This is a genomic window from Saccharopolyspora sp. NPDC045839 (genome assembly GCF_056431645.1).
The window spans coordinates 14,463-32,374 of sequence record NZ_JBWKKH010000004.1 but is presented as its reverse complement, the minus strand read 5'-3'; the positions used below and the strand labels follow the sequence as shown (position 1 = coordinate 32,374).

18 protein-coding genes are annotated in these 17,912 nt (G+C 71.8%); 13 read left to right on the top strand and 5 right to left on the bottom strand.

Annotated features, from left to right (window positions below):
• The first annotated feature begins 152 nt into the window (after positions 1 to 152).
• The 3 genes from cobU to cobS are packed head-to-tail and all read left to right on the top strand — an operon-like array spanning position 153 to position 2,566.
• Entirely contained in the window at positions 153 to 698 is a 546-nt protein-coding gene (cobU, locus tag AC07EQ_RS07465; RefSeq protein WP_478387137.1) for a bifunctional adenosylcobinamide kinase/adenosylcobinamide-phosphate guanylyltransferase, read from the top strand.
• 18 nt (positions 699 to 716) lie between these two features.
• The gene (gene cobT / locus AC07EQ_RS07460) at positions 717 to 1,814 is read left to right on the top strand and encodes a nicotinate-nucleotide--dimethylbenzimidazole phosphoribosyltransferase (RefSeq protein ID WP_478387135.1); all 1,098 of its coding nucleotides are present in this window, start codon (positions 717 to 719) and stop codon (positions 1,812 to 1,814) included.
• A complete protein-coding gene (gene cobS, locus AC07EQ_RS07455; RefSeq protein ID WP_478387133.1) occupies positions 1,811 to 2,566 on the top strand; it encodes an adenosylcobinamide-GDP ribazoletransferase in 756 nt (251 codons plus the stop codon). Before cobT ends, cobS begins: the two co-directional genes overlap by 4 nt.
• Positions 2,567 to 2,948: 382 nt before the next feature.
• Here cobS and AC07EQ_RS07450 read toward each other — a convergent pair whose 3' ends face one another.
• The gene (locus tag AC07EQ_RS07450) at positions 2,949 to 4,052 is read right to left on the bottom strand and encodes a branched-chain amino acid aminotransferase (protein WP_478387131.1); all 1,104 of its coding nucleotides are present in this window, start codon (positions 4,050 to 4,052) and stop codon (positions 2,949 to 2,951) included.
• Positions 4,053 to 4,208: 156 nt separating this feature from the next.
• Between AC07EQ_RS07450 and AC07EQ_RS07445 the strand changes: the two genes are divergently transcribed.
• Positions 4,209 to 4,505, top strand: coding sequence for a hypothetical protein (locus AC07EQ_RS07445; protein ID WP_478387129.1), 297 nt, complete (start codon positions 4,209 to 4,211; stop codon positions 4,503 to 4,505).
• 55 nt (positions 4,506 to 4,560) lie between these two features.
• On the opposite strand, the gene AC07EQ_RS07440 is transcribed toward AC07EQ_RS07445, so the two are convergent.
• Complete coding sequence (locus AC07EQ_RS07440) at positions 4,561 to 5,235, bottom strand: ribonuclease FAU-1 family protein (RefSeq protein WP_478387127.1); 675 nt, start codon at positions 5,233 to 5,235, stop codon at positions 4,561 to 4,563.
• 8 nt (positions 5,236 to 5,243) lie between these two features.
• Positions 5,244 to 6,491 carry an APC family permease gene (locus tag AC07EQ_RS07435; RefSeq protein WP_478387125.1) on the bottom strand — a complete coding sequence of 416 codons (1,248 nt, stop codon included), beginning with the start codon at positions 6,489 to 6,491 and terminating at the stop codon, positions 5,244 to 5,246.
• A gap of 194 nt (positions 6,492 to 6,685) precedes the next feature.
• Between AC07EQ_RS07435 and AC07EQ_RS07430 the strand changes: the two genes are divergently transcribed.
• Both AC07EQ_RS07430 and AC07EQ_RS07425 read left to right on the top strand, forming a co-directional pair.
• Complete coding sequence (locus tag AC07EQ_RS07430; RefSeq protein WP_478387123.1) at positions 6,686 to 8,179, top strand: leucyl aminopeptidase; 1,494 nt, start codon at positions 6,686 to 6,688, stop codon at positions 8,177 to 8,179.
• Positions 8,180 to 8,324: 145 nt separating this feature from the next.
• Positions 8,325 to 8,825: an OsmC family protein gene (locus AC07EQ_RS07425; RefSeq protein WP_478387121.1), complete on the top strand. Its 501-nt coding sequence runs from the start codon at positions 8,325 to 8,327 to the stop codon at positions 8,823 to 8,825.
• A gap of 109 nt (positions 8,826 to 8,934) precedes the next feature.
• Here the strand turns inward: AC07EQ_RS07425 and AC07EQ_RS07420 are convergent, their stop codons facing one another.
• Positions 8,935 to 9,279 (bottom strand): oxidoreductase, encoded by a 345-nt coding sequence (locus tag AC07EQ_RS07420; protein ID WP_478387119.1) that lies wholly within the window; start codon positions 9,277 to 9,279, stop codon positions 8,935 to 8,937.
• A 265-nt stretch (positions 9,280 to 9,544) separates the two neighbouring features.
• Here AC07EQ_RS07420 and lpdA point away from each other — a divergent pair, with 265 nt between their 5' ends.
• The 6 genes from lpdA to AC07EQ_RS07390 all read left to right on the top strand — a co-directional run bounded on the left by lpdA (position 9,545) and on the right by AC07EQ_RS07390 (position 16,228).
• On the top strand, positions 9,545 to 10,915 hold the full coding sequence (gene lpdA, locus AC07EQ_RS07415) for a dihydrolipoyl dehydrogenase (protein WP_478387117.1): 1,371 nt from the start codon (positions 9,545 to 9,547) through the stop codon (positions 10,913 to 10,915).
• A gap of 54 nt (positions 10,916 to 10,969) precedes the next feature.
• Positions 10,970 to 12,715 (top strand): 2-oxoglutarate dehydrogenase, E2 component, dihydrolipoamide succinyltransferase, encoded by a 1,746-nt coding sequence (sucB, locus tag AC07EQ_RS07410; RefSeq protein WP_478387115.1) that lies wholly within the window; start codon positions 10,970 to 10,972, stop codon positions 12,713 to 12,715.
• A gap of 169 nt (positions 12,716 to 12,884) precedes the next feature.
• Positions 12,885 to 13,772 carry a TIGR01777 family oxidoreductase gene (locus AC07EQ_RS07405; RefSeq protein ID WP_478387113.1) on the top strand — a complete coding sequence of 296 codons (888 nt, stop codon included), beginning with the start codon at positions 12,885 to 12,887 and terminating at the stop codon, positions 13,770 to 13,772.
• A 43-nt stretch (positions 13,773 to 13,815) separates the two neighbouring features.
• Positions 13,816 to 14,562, top strand: a complete 747-nt coding sequence (gene lipB, locus AC07EQ_RS07400) for a lipoyl(octanoyl) transferase LipB (RefSeq protein ID WP_478387111.1) — start codon at positions 13,816 to 13,818, stop codon at positions 14,560 to 14,562.
• A 74-nt stretch (positions 14,563 to 14,636) separates the two neighbouring features.
• The gene (locus AC07EQ_RS07395) at positions 14,637 to 15,740 is read left to right on the top strand and encodes a serine hydrolase (protein ID WP_478387109.1); all 1,104 of its coding nucleotides are present in this window, start codon (positions 14,637 to 14,639) and stop codon (positions 15,738 to 15,740) included.
• Between the two features lie 14 nt (positions 15,741 to 15,754).
• Complete coding sequence (locus tag AC07EQ_RS07390) at positions 15,755 to 16,228, top strand: ArsR/SmtB family transcription factor (protein WP_478387107.1); 474 nt, start codon at positions 15,755 to 15,757, stop codon at positions 16,226 to 16,228.
• A 38-nt stretch (positions 16,229 to 16,266) separates the two neighbouring features.
• On the opposite strand, the gene AC07EQ_RS07385 is transcribed toward AC07EQ_RS07390, so the two are convergent.
• Complete coding sequence (locus AC07EQ_RS07385) at positions 16,267 to 17,109, bottom strand: CPBP family glutamic-type intramembrane protease (RefSeq protein WP_478387105.1); 843 nt, start codon at positions 17,107 to 17,109, stop codon at positions 16,267 to 16,269.
• A 108-nt stretch (positions 17,110 to 17,217) separates the two neighbouring features.
• On the opposite strand from AC07EQ_RS07385, the gene AC07EQ_RS07380 reads away from it, so the two are divergent.
• A complete protein-coding gene (locus AC07EQ_RS07380) occupies positions 17,218 to 17,865 on the top strand; it encodes a TetR/AcrR family transcriptional regulator (RefSeq protein WP_478387103.1) in 648 nt (215 codons plus the stop codon).
• Positions 17,866 to 17,912 lie beyond the last annotated feature (47 nt).

The following is a 17,912-nucleotide window of genomic DNA, read 5'->3' as shown; positions in this document are numbered from 1 at the left end:
TCGGGGCCGTGAGTCTTTTGGGCTGCTGTAGCAACCCGAAGGACTCACGGCTCGTTTCGGCGACGGGTGTCACACCGGCCGAGGTGAGCCGATCTTCCGCATCCGGTGCCGGGTAGCGTCTGGGCGTCCGTCGGATCGCGGAGGTTCTCCTGGTGGCTGTGCGCACTCTGGTGCTCGGTGGGACTCGGTCCGGCAAGTCCGCGCATGCCGAGGGATTGGTGCCGGCCGCTGAGCCCGTCACCTACGTCGCCACCGCCCGGCGGGACCCGGACGACCTCGAGTGGGCCGAGCGGATCGCCTCGCACGTCGCCCGCCGGCCCGACACCTGGCGGACCGTCGAGGCCGGGGACGCCGATGCACTGCTGCGCGTGCTGACCGGAGCATCCCCCGGGGCGACGGTGCTGGTCGATGACCTGGCCACCTGGTTGACCGGGGTGCTCGACGACGCCGGCGCGTGGGATCGGGATCCGGCCGCGCGCGACGTCGTGGCCGGGCACTGCACCGCGCTCGTCGAGGCCGTCGCCCGGTGTTCCGCGCAGGTCGTGCTCGTTTCCGCCGAGGTCGGCCTCGGGGTCGTTCCCGCCACCAGGTCTGGAAGGCTGTTCCGGGACGAACTCGGCTCGCTCAACGCCCGGCTGGCCGAGGTTTGCGACGAGGTCGTCCTGCTCGTCGCCGGGCTCCCGCTCCGGCTGCGCTGATTCAACGGAGGTTTTCGCTTGTCCACCGACGACCAGAACCAGTCCGGCCCGATCGGGTTCCCGGCGGTACCGGCGCCCGACGAGCAGGCCCGCCGGCAGGCTGTCGCCCGGCACGAGCAGCTGACCAAGCCCGCCGGCTCGCTGGGGCGATTGGAGGAACTCGGCGTCTGGGTGGCGGCCCGGCAGGGCGCCTGCCCGCCGCGCCCGTTCGCCCGCGCCCGCGTGATCGTCTTCGCCGGGGACCACGGCATCGCGGCGCACGGCGTCTCGGCCTACCCCAGCGACGTGACCGGCCAGATGGTCGGCAACTTCCTCAGCGGCGGCGCGGCGGTCAACGCGCTGGCCACCGGGGCCGGCGCGACGGTGCGCGTGGTGGACATGGCGGTCAACACCGACACGCCTCCGGTGGTCAGCGCGCACAAGGTGCGGCGCGGGTCGGGCTCGATCGACCGGGAGGACGCCCTCACCGCCGCCGAGGTGGACGCCGCGATCAACGCCGGGCGCACCATCGCCGACGAGGAGATCGATTCCGGCGCGGATCTGCTCATCGCCGGGGACATGGGCATCGGCAACACCACCCCGGCCGCGGTGCTGATCTCCGCGCTCACCGGGACCGAGCCGGTGGCGGTCGTCGGCCGCGGCACCGGCATCGACGACAACGCCTGGATGCGCAAGACCGCCGCGATCCGCGACGCGCTGCGCCGCGCCAGGAAGGTGCTCCACGACCCGGTGGCGCTGCTGCGGACCTCCGGCGGCGCCGACATCGCCGCGCTGGCCGGATTCCTCGCCCAGGCGGCGGTGCGGCGCACGCCGGTGCTGCTGGACGGGGTCGTGGTGGGCGCGGCGGCGCTGGTCGCCGAGGAGCTCGCGCCCGGCGCCCGGCAGTGGTGGCTCGCCGGGCACCGCTCCGCCGAACCGGGCGGGCCGCTGGTGCTCGACCACCTCGATCTCACCCCGATCCTCGACCTGCAGATGCGGCTCGGCGAAGGTTCCGGGGCGCTCACCGCGCTGCCGGTGGTCACCGCCGCGGTGCGGGTGCTGCGGGAAATGGCCACCTTCGCCGAGGCCGGCGTCGTCGGTCCGGCCGAGGCCGAGGCCACCGGCCCGACGGCGTGACGGTGCTGGACGGCCTGCGCCTGGCGGTGTCGTGGCTGAGCGTGCTGCCGGTGCCCGCGCAGCGCGTCGACGACCGCACCTGCCGTCAGGCGATCTCCTTCGCTCCGCTCGTCGGCGTGCTGGTCGGCGCTTTCGGCGCCGCCGCGCTCTGGGCGCTGACCGCGCTCGGCGCTCCCCCGCTGCTGGCCGGGCTGCTCACCGTCGGCGTCCTGGTGCTGGTCACGCGGGGCATGCACGTCGACGGCCTGGCCGACACGGTGGACGGTCTCGGTTGCTACGGGCCGCCGGAGCGCGCGCTCACCGTGATGCGCGACGGCGGGGCCGGGCCGTTCGCGGTGGTCGCGCTGATCCTCGTGCTCGGCGTCCAGGCGGCCAGCCTCGCGGAGCTGGCGAATGCGCCGCTGACGCTCGTCCTGGCCTGCGCGGTCGGCCGCGCCGGATTCGTGCTGTGCTGCCGGACCGGCGTGCCTGCCGCGCGCCCGGAAGGCATGGGGGCGCTGGTGGCGGGCAGCCAACCGACGTGGCTCGTCGCCGCCTGGTGGCTCGCCCTGCTCGCGGTGGCCGCCGTCGGCTTCGGCTGGCACGCGGCCCTCGCCGTCGCGCTCGCCGCGGCCCTGCTGCTCGCCTTCACCTGGCACACCCGGCGCCGTTTCGGCGGAATCACCGGAGACGTCCTAGGCGCCGCCTCCGAACTCGCGACAACGACAGTCCTCGCGACAACGGCGGTCCTCGCCACCACGGCCATGGCCTGACCGCAATTTCCATTGAAATCGAAGATTCGATTTCAATGGAAATTGCGGACCTTCGGCATGCCGGCCACCCGACACGCCGAAGGTTGTGGACAACTCCCGCAATTTCAATTGAGCGATTTTCATCCTGGTCGGCCCGCAGCCGCGGCCCGCAAAGCCGCACGTCGATGGGGTGCCGCATGCGCCGCAGGCGCATAACCCACCTACGACACCGGCACCGCCGCGGGTTCTCAGCGTTCGCCTGGCGAGGACGGCCCCTCCGCCGTGTATTGGCATACATCAGGAGGGGCACCCACAGTCCAGGCGGGCGCTGAGGTTCCGCCACCCGCACCGCCACCCAAGACGAGGTTGGAAAAACCTCAATGGAAACCGCGGACCTGGGTCGTCAGCCGAGCTTGGTCATCCAGCCGTGGGTGTCGGCGACCGTGCCGTGCTGGATGCCGGTGAGGCGCTCGCGCAGCTTCATCGTCACCTCGCCCGGCTTACCGTCGGCGACGGTGAACTCGCCGTCGCGGTGCTTGACGTGGCCGACCGGGGTGATCACCGCGGCGGTGCCGCAGGCGAAGACCTCGGTGAGCTCACCGGTCGCGGCCTTCTTCTCCCACTCCTCGACGGTGACCTTCCGCTCCTCCACCTGCATGCCGAGCTCCTTGCCCAGCTCCAGCAGCGACGAGCGGGTCACGCCGGGCAGCAGGCTGCCGCTGAGCGCCGGGGTCACCAGGCGGGCGTCCGAACCCGAACCGAACACGAAGAACAGGTTCATGCCGCCCATTTCCTCGACGACGTGCCGCTCGCACGCGTCGAGCCACACCACCTGGTCGCAGCCCTTCTCCACGGCCTCGGCCTGCGCGGCGAACGACGCCGCGTAGTTGCCCGCGAACTTCGCCGCACCGGTGCCGCCGGGGGCCGCGCGCACGTACTCGTGGCTCAACCACACGGTGACCGGCTTGATGCCGCCGGCGAAGTACGAGCCGGCCGGGGAGGCGATCACCGCGTAGAGGTAGGCGTTGGCCGGGTTGTTGACCCCGAGGCCGATCTCGGTGGAGATCATGAACGGCCGCAGGTAGAGCGAGCTCTCCTCGGCGCTCGGCACCCAGGCACCGTCCACCGCGATCAGCTCGCGCAGCGACTCGACGAACAGCTCCTCGGGCAGCTGGGCCATCGCGATCCGCTGCGCCGAACGCTGGAACCGGCGCGCGTTCGCGTCGGGGCGGAACGCCGCGATCGACCCGTCGGGCTGGCGGTACGCCTTGAGCCCCTCGAAGATCGCCTGCGCGTAGTGCAGGACCGAGGTCGCCGGGTCGAGCTGCAGCGAGTGGTAGGGCTCCACGGCGGCGTCGTGCCAGCCGCGTTCCCCGGACCACTTGATGGTGACCATGTGGTCGGTGAAGTACCGTCCGAATCCCGGATTCGCCAATACTTCCGCGCGGCGCTCATCGCTGGCCGGTTGCGGGTTGGGGGTCCGGGTGAACGACAGTGCTCCAGTCATGCGCGTACCGTATCGCGCGCCTTGGAGCAGTGGAAACCCGATCTACGGAACTTGGTCGTCCAAATATCCGTCGTCCGCTTACTCAACGCTGAAGGAACGCCACAGTTCGTGACGCGAGGCGGTGGAGCCGGACCGGCCGACGCCTATGATGTGACCATGACGGACGCCCAGAACACCCCGGTCCCGGCGGGGCCGACGACGACGTCGCAAGACGCGCTGGCCGCCACCCTGGCGGCGCTGCTGCCGCTGGGCGGCGGCATGCTGGTGATGCTCGGCTACTCGTGGCTCGACATCTTCGGCTTGATCCTGGGCGTCGCCGGAGCGGCCGGCTGGGCCTTCTGGTGGCGCAACAAGCACAAGACGTTCTTCCCGAAGGACCTGCGCGGCGGCTCGGTCGGCGGGACCGGCGCCCTGGTCGCCGTCATCGGCATCCTGCTGTTCATCTCGCTCTGACACCGCGGGCCGGGTGCCCTCCGGGACGACCCGGAAAGCACCCGGCCCCGGTGCATCAGGCGATCAGCAGTCCCTCCGGGAGGGACGGAAGTGCCCACTTCGGATCGGGTGTGGCGTCGCAGTAGGTTCCGTCGAACGGGAACCGGCCCGCCTCCGCCAACGCGATCATGTGCTCACCCTCCGACCGCAGGCGGTCCAGGTGCTGTTCGTCGAACCGGCCGGCGGCCAGCGCGTCGGCCAACTCGTGTTCGTCCTTCCAGGACCAGCACCCGTCGGGGAACACCTCGACGTCGAGCACGCCGTCGACGCGCCGGACGCCGGTGGCGTCCCTGCCCAGCGGCACTTCGAGGTTGACGTACCAGTTGCGGAAGGTGCCGTCCGGCTCGAAGAACCACCAGACCGACGCCCAGCGGTGCTCGTACACCAGGCGCAGCGTCGAAGTGCCGCGCCAGGTCGACCTGGCCGGGACCCGCGGTCCGTTGAAGCGCTCGGCCAACGGCATCTGGCGCGGCGAGCGGCCGTCCGGGGAGGTGGTGACCCGGATCGGCGTCCCGTCCAGGACCCAGCAGAGCAGGTGGGCACCGTCGTCCTCGACCACCCGTGCCGGGTGGACGGTGCCGAGCGAACCGTCCAGCCGCCAGAAGTTGTAGTGGACTTCGTCGCCGGGGGCCCACTTATGCGATTCGGTGATGGATTTCAGGGGAATGTTGGCAACACTCGTCTTGAGCATGACCCGCCTCATCTCCAGCGACGGGACACACCTCCCGTCGCCAAAGGACCGACAACAACGACAACAAGCGTCGCAAGCATCGCAGAAATCGGCATGCTCATAGCCAGTACGACCGAGAGCCCCATCCCCAGGCACGCGCCGCGCATCGGCCAGGTCCCGCCGTCCGCCAGCAGCAGCCGGGCACCGGCGTTCGCGAAGGCGTAGTGCACGAGCAGGCAACAGGTCGCGAACGCCATCGCCGGAATGGGCTCCACCAGCAGCGCAACCGCCGCAGCCGCGACACCGGCGGCCAAGTCCAGCGCGTAAGGCGTTCCGGCGCTGCCGGTGCGTCCCAAGAGGCTCGGCAGGTCTCGGTCGTGCACGAGGGCCAACGCCGTCCCCCGGAACGACTCCAGCGTGCCCAGCAGCACCGGCAGCAGCGCCACCGCCGCGCCGACGCCGATTAACGGCGCGAGATCGGCGGCCGCGGCGGCGGTCAGCACCTCGCGGATCGGCATCGGCGACAACGCCAACCGCGACCAGCCCAGCTGGTGGACCAGCGCAGCGGTCACCGCCGACAGCACCGCGACGAGCGCGACCAGCGAGATCACGATGCCGCGCTTCATCGACGACCAGGCGAACCGGTCCTGCTCGGCGGCGGGCGCGGTCAACCGCTCGAAGCCGAGGAACGCGAAGAACAGCACCGCGGCGGCACCGGTGATGCCCACCGCGCTGTCGGACAGCGGGCGCCCGGCCGGGATCGGCGGCACGGGTTCGATCGCGAAGCAGGTGACCACCACGAGTCCGAGCACCGCGACGGTCAGCACGAGCCAGATCCAGGCGGCCGCGCCCCGGATCCGCAGCCCCGCCGTCGCCGAGAGCACGACCAGCAGCAGCGCCACCGCGGCGGCCTGCGGCGCGGCCGAGGGCAGGAAGAAGTCGCCCAGCACCCGCGCGATCGCGGCCATCCCGGCGACCTGTCCGGCCAGGTACGCGCTGGCCCCGACCCGCGACGGCACCACACCCATCCGGGCCCGCACGCACACGTAAGTCGCGCCCGGCACGCGGTAGGCCTCGGACTGGTACGCGGTCGACGACGCCGAACACACGACGGCCGCCAGCGCGATCAGCAGCCCGAACGGCAGCAACGGCCCGGCCGCGGCGGCCGCGGGCGCCGGTCCCACGAACACCCCGGCGCCGAGCATCCCGCCGAGCGCGAGCGGGACCGCACCGGCACCGGATGCGAGCCGACCGGCCGATTCAACCTGTTGGGCCACGGGACCACCCTTACAGACGAACACCGATGCGTGCAGCCGCCTGTCGGCTGACGCGAGAGTAGTCACGACCGGGTGCCCGAACGCACCGCAACGCCGACCGATGTCCTGGTCGGATTCCCGGTTGCCGAGCGTTCTAGAGTGCGAAGAGCTTTGCTGACACCGCAGCGTTGATGCGTTACCCGGAGGATGACCACGTGACGACCCCGAAACTCGCCCTCACCGACACGGCGGTGGCCAAGCTGACCGCGGACGCGCTCGTCGTCGGAACCGTCCAGGGCACCGACGGCCTGCGGCTCGCACCCGGCACCGATCAGGTCGCCGCCGCGTACGACGGAGACCTGACGAAGGTCCTCGTCTCGCTGGGCGCGACCGGCAAGGCGGACGAGGTCGTCAAGCTGCCCGCGGGCGGCAAGCTGCGCGCCGGCATCCTGGTCGCGGTCGGGCTGGGCAAGCCCGCGGCCAACGGCGGGGTTTCCGGCGAGGCGGTGCGCCGGGCGTCCGGCGCCGCGGCCCGCGCGCTCGGCGGCGTCGAGCACGCCGCCACCACGCTGTCCGCTGTGGACCTCTCGGCCGCCGTGCAGGGCACGGTGATGGGCGCCTACGGCTACACCGCGTACAAGTCGCAGTCGGGCGACGCCCCGGTGTCCAAGGTGGACTTCCTGGTCGGCGACGCCAAGGCGGACGGGAACGCGCACGCGCTGAAGGGCGCCACCGCGATCGGCGAGGCCGTCAACACCGCCCGCGACTTCATCAACACCCCGCCCAACGACCTGTTCCCGGCGACCTTCGCCGAGCGCGCCGCCGAGCTGGGGCGCTCCGCCGGCCTCGAGGTCGACGTGCTCGACGACAGCGCGCTGCGCAAGCAGGGCTTCGGCGGCATCCTCGGCGTCGGCGCCGGTTCCTCCCGCCCACCGCGCCTGGTGCGGCTGCGGCACAAGGGCCCGAAGGCCGCCAAGAAGGTCGCGCTGATCGGCAAGGGCATCACCTTCGACACCGGCGGCATCTCGCTGAAGCCCGCCGCGAACATGGAGGAGATGACCTCGGACATGTCCGGGGCCGCCGCGGTGATCGCCACCATGCTGCTGGCCGCCCGGCTCAACTACCCGCTGGACATCACCGCGACCGTGCCGATGGCCGAGAACATGCCGTCGGGCACGGCGTACCGCCCGGGCGACGTGCTGACCATGTACGGCGGCAAGACCGTCGAGGTGCTCAACACCGACGCCGAGGGCCGGCTGATCCTGGTCGACGCCATCACGCGCGCCTGCGAGGACGAGCCGGACTACCTGATCGAGACGTCCACGCTGACCGGCGCGCAGGTGGTGGCGCTGGGCAAGCGCACGCCCGGCGTGATGGGCAGCGAGGACTTCCGGGACCGGGTGGCGCGGCTGTCGCAGGCCGTCGGCGAGGGCGGCTGGCCGATGCCGCTGCCGGAGGAGCTGCGCGGCGATCTGGACTCCAAGCTCGCCGACCTGGCGAACATCACCGGGCACCGCTGGGGCGGCATGCTCGCCGCGGGCATCTTCCTCGAGGAGTTCGTCGCCGACGGCGTGCAGTGGACGCACCTGGACATCGCGGGACCGTCGTACAACACGAACGCGCCGTGGGGCTACACGCCCAAGGGCGGCACGGGCGTCCCGGTCCGCACCATGGCGGCGGTCCTCGCCGACATCGCCGACCGGGGCTGACCGGAGCACGCGTCCCGACGGGGTCGTGGGTCCGCCGGACCCGCGGCCCCGCGGCGCGTAGTTCTACTCCGCCGAGGTGGCGTATTTGTGACGTGAAACTCAAAAGGATCACCACTGCCCCGTACCGCGGTGTCACGATGGGTCGATGACCGAATCGAAACCGGCCGCGCCCCGCACCGCCCGGCACGGCTACCAGGTCGACGTGGTGTGGACCGGCAACACCGGGCAGGGCACCAGCTCCTACCGCAGCTACGAACGCACCCACGAGGTGCGCGCGGCCGGCAAGGACGCCATCGACGCATCCGCGGATCCGGTCTTCCTCGGCGACGCGGACCGGTACAACCCGGAAGAACTGCTGGTCGCATCGCTGTCGCAGTGCCACATGCTCTGGTTCCTGCACCTGGCCGCGGACTGCGGCGTGGTGGTCACCGGCTACCACGACCAGGCGCGCGGGATCCTCGCCGAGAACCCCGACGGCTCCGGCCAGTTCGAAGAGGTGCGGCTCGCGCCCCAGGTCACGGTGGCCGACCGGGCGAGCGTGGACGTGGCGGAAGCGCTGCACGAACGCGCCCACGAGCTCTGCTACATCGCGAAGTCGGTGACCTTCCCGGTCAACTGCACCCCGACCACCCGAATCGCGAACTGACGCTCGAAGCTGCCCCAGACTCGCCCTGCATCGCGGTGCGGGTGGCGATGCACGTTGCCCGGGATGGGCCGAGCGGCTGCGCCGCTTCGAAGATCCGCTGCGAACGGCTCTAGCCGTCGGCGGCCTTGCGGTCGCGGTCGCGGAGGATGCGCTGGCGGGCCTGGTAGTCCCGCATCCGCTGCGGGTAGCCGACCTTGGCCACCTCGTAGAGCGGGATGCCGATCTTGCGGGTCAGCCGGTGCGCGGCCGCCGGGCCGTCCACCCGCCGCCGGGTCCACTCGCCGTCGTGCGCGATGAGCATCAGCGTCGTCTCGGTCACCGTCGTGCGCGGCTCCAGGTACCCCTCGACGCCGCGGCGCTGCGCCGCCCAGCCGATCAGGTGCTCGGTGTCCGCCGAGCTCGCACCGCGCATCCTGCCGGAACGCTTCCCGCGGAACCGGTCGAACAGGCCCACCGGACTCGCCTCCCGTCGCTGGGGATGTGGAACAGCAGACGCTTCCGATGATGCCACCGCCCACATGGGGCGTGTGTGAAAAGCGTTCGCTCCCGGTTGATCGGCGCCGACCTCGCGGTTGTGATCCGCGGCAGTGCAGCACAGATCACCCGGCCCACGTCGCGTACGCCCGTCGTGTGGTGACAAGATGGCTCTCAGGCGCCCGTGAACGTCCTGTTCCGGCGACGCCGTCAGCTAGTCAACGATGCCTGTCGAGGAGTGCGAAGTGACCGACACGTCCGCCGATCTGGTCATTCTCGGCGGCGGTTCGGGCGGCTACGCCTGCGCCTTCCGCGCGGCCGAGCTAGGCCTGTCCGTCGTCCTTATCGAAAAGGACAAGCTCGGTGGGACGTGCCTGCACCGCGGCTGCATCCCGACCAAGGCACTGCTGCACGCCGCCGAGGTGGCCGACTCCGCCCGCGACGCCGACCAGTTCGGCGTCCGCGCCGCCCTCGAAGGCATCGACATCGACGGCGTCAACAAGTACAAGGACGGCGTCGTCGCCGGCCTGTACAAGGGCCTGCAGGGCCTGGCCAAGGCCCACAAGGTGACCCTGGTCGAGGGCGCCGGGACGCTGGTCGACGCCAAGACCGTCGAGGTCAACGGCACCCGGTACACCGGCAAGAACGTGGTCCTGGCCACCGGCTCCTACTCCAAGTCGCTGCCGGGTCTGGAACTGGGCGGCAGGGTCATCGCCAGCGAGCAGGCCCTGAACCTCGACTTCATCCCGGAGAAGGTCGTCGTGCTCGGCGGCGGCGTGATCGGCGTCGAGTTCGCCAGCGTGTGGCGCTCCTTCGGCGCCGACGTGACCATCGTCGAAGCCCTCCCGCACCTGGTGCCCAACGAGGACGAATTCGTCTCCAAGCGCCTGGAGCGCGCCTTCCGCAAGCGCGGCATCAAGTTCAAGACCGGCGTGAAGTTCACCGGCGCGACCCCGACCGCCGCCGGCGTCTCGGTGAGCCTGGAGAACGGCGAGACCTACGACGCCGACGTGCTGCTGGTCGCGGTCGGCCGCGGCCCGAACACCGCCGGCCACGGCTTCGACGCCGTCGGCGTGCACATGGAGCGCGGCTTCGTCCGCACCGACGAGCGGCTGCGCACCAACCTGCCGGGCGTCTACGCCGTCGGCGACATCGTGCCCGGCCTGCAGCTGGCGCACCGCGGTTTCCAGCAGGGCATCTTCATCGCCGAGGACATCGCGGGGCTCAACCCGCAGCCGATCGACGAGGCCGGCATCCCGCGGGTGACCTACTGCCACCCCGAGGTCGCCTCGGTGGGCCTGACGGAGGCCGCGGCGAAGGAGCAGTACGGCTCGGTCGAGACGTTCACCTACGACCTGGCCGGCAACGGCAAGAGCCAGATCCTCAAGACCCAGGGCGCGGTCAAGCTGGTCCGCGCCACGGACGGCCCGGTGGTCGGCCTGCACCTGGTCGGCGACCGCGTCGGTGAGCTCATCGGCGAGGCGCAGCTGATCTACAACTGGGAAGCACTGCCGGAGGACGTCGCTCCCCTGGTGCACGCCCACCCCACTCAGACCGAAGCCCTGGGCGAGGCGCACCTCGCCCTGGCCGGCAAGCCGCTGCACGTGCACGGCTGACGTCGGCTCCGCAGTCAGCCAGCACCCCGCCACACCACGAGGAGTCAGCAACAGATGGCCTTCTCCGTTCAGATGCCGGCACTCGGCGAGAGCGTCACCGAGGGAACGATCACCCGGTGGCTCAAGCAGGAGGGCGAGACCGTCGAGGTCGACGAGCCGCTCCTGGAAGTCTCCACCGACAAGGTCGACACCGAGATCCCGTCGCCCGCCGCCGGCGTGCTCCAGCGCATCGTCGCCCAGGAAGACGACACCGTCGAGATCGGCGCCGAGCTCGCCGTGATCGCCGACAGCGGCGAAGCAGCGGCGCCCGCTCCGGCCGCCCCGGCCGAGCCGGCAGCCCCGGCACCCGCCGCGGAGCAGCCCGCCCCGCCGCAGCCGGAGGCCCCGGCTCCCGCTGCCGCCCCCGCTGCCGCCCCGGCTCCGGCCGGTGGCGCGACGGGCACGGACGTCAACATGCCGGCGCTCGGCGAGAGCGTCACCGAAGGCACCGTGACCCGGTGGCTCAAGCAGGTCGGCGACACCGTCGAGGTCGACGAGCCGCTGCTGGAGGTCTCCACCGACAAGGTCGACACCGAGATCCCGTCGCCGGTGGCCGGCACGCTGCTGGAGATCGCCGCCGATGAGGACGACACGGTCGAGGTCGGTGCCAAGCTCGCCGTGATCGGTGCCGCCGGTGCGGCCCCGGCCCCGGCTGCACCGCCCGCTCCGCCGGCTCCCGCCGCTGCCGCTCCGGCTCCGGCCGCTCCGGCTCCCGCCGCTCCCCCGGCCCCGCCGGCGCCCCCGGCTCCCGCTCCGGCCGCGCCGCCCGCGCCTCCGGCCCCGGCCGCTCCGGCCGAGCCGGCGTCGGCCGCCGGCGCGCCGTACGTGACGCCGCTGGTCCGGAAGCTGGCCAACGAGCACGGCATCGACCTGTCCGCGATCAAGGGCAGCGGTGTCGGCGGCCGGATCCGCAAGCAGGACGTGCAGGCCGCGATCGACGCCAAGCAGGCCCCGGCGCCCGCCGCCGCAGCCGCCCCTGCCGCCGCGGCACCGGCCGCTCCGGCCCCGGTCTCGGAGCCGTCGGCGGAGGCCAAGGCGTTGCGCGGCACGACGCAGAAGATGTCCCGCCTGCGCCAGCTGCTGGCCCGCCGGATGGTCGAGTCGCTGCAGACCGCCGCGCAGCTGACCACGGTGATCGAGGTCGACGTGACCCGCATCGCCCGGCTGCGGGACCGCGCCAAGGCGAACTTCGAGGCCGCCGAGGGCGTCAAGCTGTCGTTCCTGCCGTTCTTCGCCAAGGCCGCGGCCGAGGCGCTGAAGCTGCACCCGAAGCTGAACGCCTCGATCGACGACGAGAACAAGCAGGTCACCTACCACGGTGCCGAGCACCTGTCGATCGCGGTGGACACCGAGCGCGGCCTGGTCTCGCCGGTGATCCACGACGCCGGGGACCTCAACCTCGGTGGACTGGCCCGCAAGATCGCCGACCTGGCGGCGCGGACCCGGAACAACAAGATCAAGCCGGACGAGCTCTCCGGCGGCACCTTCACCATCACCAACACCGGTAGCCGCGGGGCGTTGTTCGACACGCCGATCCTGAACCCGCCGCAGGTGGGCATGCTCGGCACCGGCGCGGTGGTGAAGCGCCCGGTGGTGGTCGCCGACGAGAACGGTGGCGACACCATCGCGATCCGCTCGATGGTCTTCCTGGCGATGACCTACGACCACCGGCTGGTCGACGGCGCGGACGCCGCCCGCTTCCTCGCCACGCTCAAGCAGCGTCTGGAAGAAGGCGCCTTCGAGGCCGACCTCGGTCTGTAAGAGCTGTTTCGAAGGCGGTTTGCGCAAAGCGGCTACCGCCACTTGTGAAACAGAACCGCTGATCCGGCGATAGCGAAAGGGCCGCTCACCTCTTCGGTGGGCGGCCCTTTCGCTTCGATCCCGGCGGAATCGCTCGCACCGCGCCCGCCGGTGCGGGACGATTCCTGGCATGCGCGTGGTTGTCGCCGGTTCGTCCGGGTTGATCGGCACGTCCCTGGTAGCCGCGTTGCGGCAGGCCGGGCACGAGGTGGTCCGGCTGGTTCGCCGGCTCCCGACCGCCCCCGATGAGCGGGGCTGGGATCCGGAGGGCGGCCAGCTCGACGCGGACGCGCTGGAGGGCGCCGACGCGGTGGTGAACCTCTGCGGCGCGGGCATCGGCGAAAGACGCTGGAGCCCGGAGCGCAAGCGGCAGCTGGTGCACACCCGGGTGCGGCCGACCGAGGTGCTCGCCGAGGCCGTCGCCGAGCGGGGCGTCCCGGTGCTGGCGAACGGGTCCGCGGTCGGGTTCTACGGCGACAGCGGTTCGAAGCCGGTGACCGAGGCGTCCGAGCCGGGCTCCGACTTCCTCGCCCGCCTGTGCCGGCGCTGGGAGGCGGCGACCAAGCCGGCCGCGGACGCCGGGGTGCGCGTGGTGCGGCTGCGCTCCGGCTTGGTGCTCGCCCCTTCCGGCGGGCTGCTCGGCCAGCTCCGGCCGCTGTTCTCGATGCTGCTCGGCGGCCGCCTCGGTGACGGCACCCAGTACATGTCGTGGATCTCGCTGGACGACGAGGTCAGCGCCATCCGGTTCGTGCTGGAGCGGCCCGAGGTTTCCGGCCCGGTCAACCTCACCGGCCCGGCGCCGGTCACCAACGCGGAGTTCACCCGCGCGCTGGGCGAGGCGCTGGGCCGGCCGGCGCCGTGGATCGTGCCGGGTTTCGCGCTCCGGATCGCCCTCGGCGAGCTCGCCGACCAGGCGCTGACCGGGCAGCGCGCATTGCCGACGGTGCTGGAGTCGGAGGGTTTCGCGTTCCAGCACCCGTCGATCGGGGCGGCACTGGCGGCGGCTGTCTCGTCATGAGCCTTCGGGCATCGCCGCTGGACCCGGGGCGTAGCCTGGCCGCGTGAGTCGTGCCAACACTTCGTGCCGCGCATCCGCCGATCAGATGGCCGTGCGCAACCTGGGAACCATCGATTACCTCTCCGCCTGGGACCTGCAGCGCGAGCTGGTCAACGGCCGCGCCGAGGGGCTGAACCCGGACACCCTGCTGCTGCTGGAGCACCCGTCGGTCTACACCGCGGGCAAGCGCACCTCGCCGGAGGACCGCCCGACGGACGGGACGCCGGTCATCGACGTCGACCGCGGCGGCAAGATCACCTGGCACGGCCCGGGGCAGATCGTCGGCTACCCGATCGTGCAGCTGGCGGACCCGATCGACGTGGTCGACTACGTCCGCCGCCTGGAGCAGGCGCTGATCTGGGTGTGCGACCAGTTCGGGCTGGAGGCGGGCCGGGTCGAGGGCCGCAGCGGTGTCTGGTTTCCGGCCGACGACGGCCGCCAGGAGCGCAAGATCGCGGCGATCGGTATCCGGGTGCAGCGCGGCATCACGATGCACGGGCTGGAACTGAACTGCAACGCCGACCTGACCAGCTTCGACCGGATCGTGCCGTGCGGCATCGCCGACGCGGGCACCACCTCGCTGAGCGCGGAGGTCGGCCGGACGGTCGAGGTCGCCGAAGCGATGCCGCTGGTCGAGAAGGGTGTGCGGGACGCGCTGGACGGCACGCTGCCGGTCAGCGAGCGCAACATCCCGCGCGAGCAGCCGACCGCGGCCGGGGTGACGCTCTCGCTGGACCCGAGCCTGCGCTGATCGGGGCCGATCGACGAACCGACATCCACTCCTCTAATATTCCGTAATTACGGACTACTAGAGGAGTGGATGTCATGCCGCTGTCCCGCCGCCGCCTGCTCGCCGCCACCGGGGCCGCCGTGCCGCTGCTGCTGGTCGCACCCTCGGCCGTCGCGCAACCGGCCGCCCCACCCGACCTGGCGACCCCCGAGGGCTGGCTGACCTGGATCAGCGCGAACCGCGACGGACTCGGCCTCGTGGTCGACGACGGGCGCGGCAACCGGCTGCTGCACCGCGCGGACGCCGCGCAGCCGCTCGCCTCGGCCGTCAAGGTCGTGCACCTGGCCGCCTACTCCGCCGCCGTCGCCGAGGGCAGGCTGGACCCGAAGGAGCAGATCCGCCTCGGCGACTGGGAGCGCTTCTACGTGCCGATCGACGGCAACGCGCACGCGACCACGCTCAAGCACCTAGGCATCCCCACCGATCCGACCGGCCTGTACGCGGCGGACCCCGATCACCGGGTCACGCTCGACGACATGGCCTCGGCCATGATCATGTTCAGTGACAGCGCGGTCCCGGACTTCTTGCGCAACCGGCTCGGCGACGCCGCGCTGCGCAAGGCCGCGGCGGCCGGCGGCTGGGCGCGGCCGGACATCCGGTCCATGTGCGCGGAGTACCTGTTCCTGCTGCCCGAGTTCGCGCCCCCGGCGCAGCTGCCCACCCCGGCCCGGCGAATCTTCGGCTACGCCCTGGAACAGCGCTACAGCAACGACGCCGACCTGCGCAAACGGGTGCTGGACCGGCTGATGCGCAACGACCTGCCGCCGTACGAGCAGCAGCTCAGGTGGGGCTCGCAGACGATGTCGTCGACCGCGCGCCAGCTGGCCTCGCTGCACCGCGCCATGGTCACCGGCGGCGTCCTGGCCGAGGCCGCCCGCACCCACCTGGAACGCCCGCTCAGCGGCCACCTGCCACCGGGCGTGCTCGGGATCGGCATGAAGGGCGGCAGCCTGCCCGGAGTCCTGACCTGTGGGATGTCGGTGCGCCGCCAGGACGGCACCGTCGCGTGGGGTGCCCTGCTCGCGCACGGCGACATCGCGCTGGAACAAGTCGGCACCGGCGATCCGGGCCTGCCGCTGGTGCTCGCGATGCAGCAGCCGGAGTGGCGGGACCGGCTTGCACGGGCGCTGGCCGGCTGAGGCAAGCTCGTCCGGTGACATCGGAGGACTTGCACCAGCGGATCGCCGCGCTGGAAGAGCGCGTCGCCGCCCTCGAAGGAACGCGACGGGCCGACGAGGTCGAGCCCAGCGGCGGCGTCGTGCAGTACCAAGGCAGCCTGGTCGAACCGGTCGAGCTGGAGTGGCGAATCCACGTCGACCCGGCCTGGGTGCTCGGCATGGACGACGGCCCGCGCACGGACGTGCTGGCCGCGCTGGGCCACCCGGCCCGGGCCGCGATCGTGCGCCTGCTGGCCCTGCAGGGCGCCCAGCCCGCCGCCGCCCTGCAGGAGGCGGCGGGCCTGGGCTCCACCGGGCAGCTCTACCACCACCTGAAGAGCCTGACCGCGTGCGGCCTGGTGGAGCAGGACAAACGCGGCACCTACCGGCTGCGCGCCCGGGCGACGATCCCGGCCCTGATCCTGCTCACCGCGGCCTCCGACATCGCGGGCCAACTCACAACGCGCTGAGATCGTCCAGCACGAAACGCCGCCCGCTGGGCGACTCGTCACGAAGCCCTGCTCGCGCCTCGACCGGTGCGGCGCAGAAGTACGGCGACGGCCAGCACCAGCACCGCCATCCAGATGGCCATGCCGGCGATGCCGTTGCCGTCGAGGCTCGTCGTGGCGGTGCTGGTCACGGCCGCCAGCATCGCCGCGGGCGAGGCGTTGAGCAGGGCATGGCCGACCACCGCGGGCCACACCGATCCGGTAGCCAGCCGGGTCCAGTTCAGCAGCGCGGCGCACACCATGAAGAAGGCGCACAGCGGAATCAGCAGCAGCGGCGCCTTCGCACCGAAGTACAGGCCGAGCGGGGCGTGCCACAGGCCCCAGATCCCGCCGGAGACGACCGCGAGGCCCACCCGGTTCGCGTACCTCTCAGCCAGCCGCGGGACCAGCACCCCGCGCCAGCCCCATTCCTCCCCGAACGCCGTCGGCAGCAGAACCAGCATGCCGACCGGAATCGTGGCCAGCGCCGTGATCACGTCGCCCGGGCCGAGGCGAACCAACCCGAACACGGCGGCCAGCACGATGGCGAGCGCGGTCAGCGCCGGGATTCCCACCAGGACCGCAACCGCGACGCCCAGTGTGCGGCCCTTGCTCTGCCCCAGTGCCAGCCCGCTCCTGCGAGCCAGCTCCACGACTCCGACTCCCCGCTTCCGGGCCAGTAGGACGGCGATGGCCGGGGTGAACATCATGGCCATCCCGGCGGCCGCCACGTCGATGCCGGCCAGCCACATCGGTGCCACCACGAGCCAAGCACCACCGAGGGCGACGGCGAGGAACACCGGCAGGCTGAAAGTCGGCCGTATCGCCGGCGGAGCCGAGACGGCTGGTCGTACCTGGCGCATGAGACTCCTTGATCCGAACAGTCCACACGAAACGTTTCGTTTCGTGCTGCACACTGCAGCACGCCCGTGCTGCGATGTCAAACGAAACGTTTCGTTTAGAATGGCGCGATGGGCAAGCCACCGAACGCGATCCGCCGCAGCGACAAGAGCCGCAAGGCGACGCTCGCCGCGGCCCTGGACCTGTGCGCCGAGCTGGGATATTCGGCCGTGACCGTGGAGGCCATCGCCAACCGCGCCGGCGTCAGCAAGGCCACGATCTACCGGTGGTGGCCGTCCAAGGGCGCGATCGTCCTGGAAGCGATCGATGAAGCAGGCCTGGCACCCAAGACCTTTCCCGACACCGACGACCTCGCTGCCGATCTGCACACCCAGCTGAGCGGGATCTTGAGCGTGTTCACGGATCGGCGCCTCGGTCCCGCGTTCACCGGCGTGCTCGCGGAGGGCCAACTCGACCCCGGCCTCTCGCAGGAGCTGCGCGAGCGGCTGATCGAACCCCGGCTCGCCCAGTGCTACACCCGCATGCGCAATGCCCAGGACCGAGGACAGCTGGCCACCGACGCCGACCTGGACGTGGCGATGGACCTGCTCCACGCGCCGATCTACCGCCGCCACGTGCTCGGCTATCCCCTACCCACCCCGGACTATCTCGACAAGCTCATCGAGCACACGCTTCGCGTCCTCGCGCCGGCCTCCGCAACGACGTCATCGCGTGCTCGACGCGATCTCGCCGAGGCGCCGCCGAACCAGCCCGAGTAGGCCCCGGCGCAGATCGCGGCCGGGCGAGAGTGCCTCTGCCGCGTCCC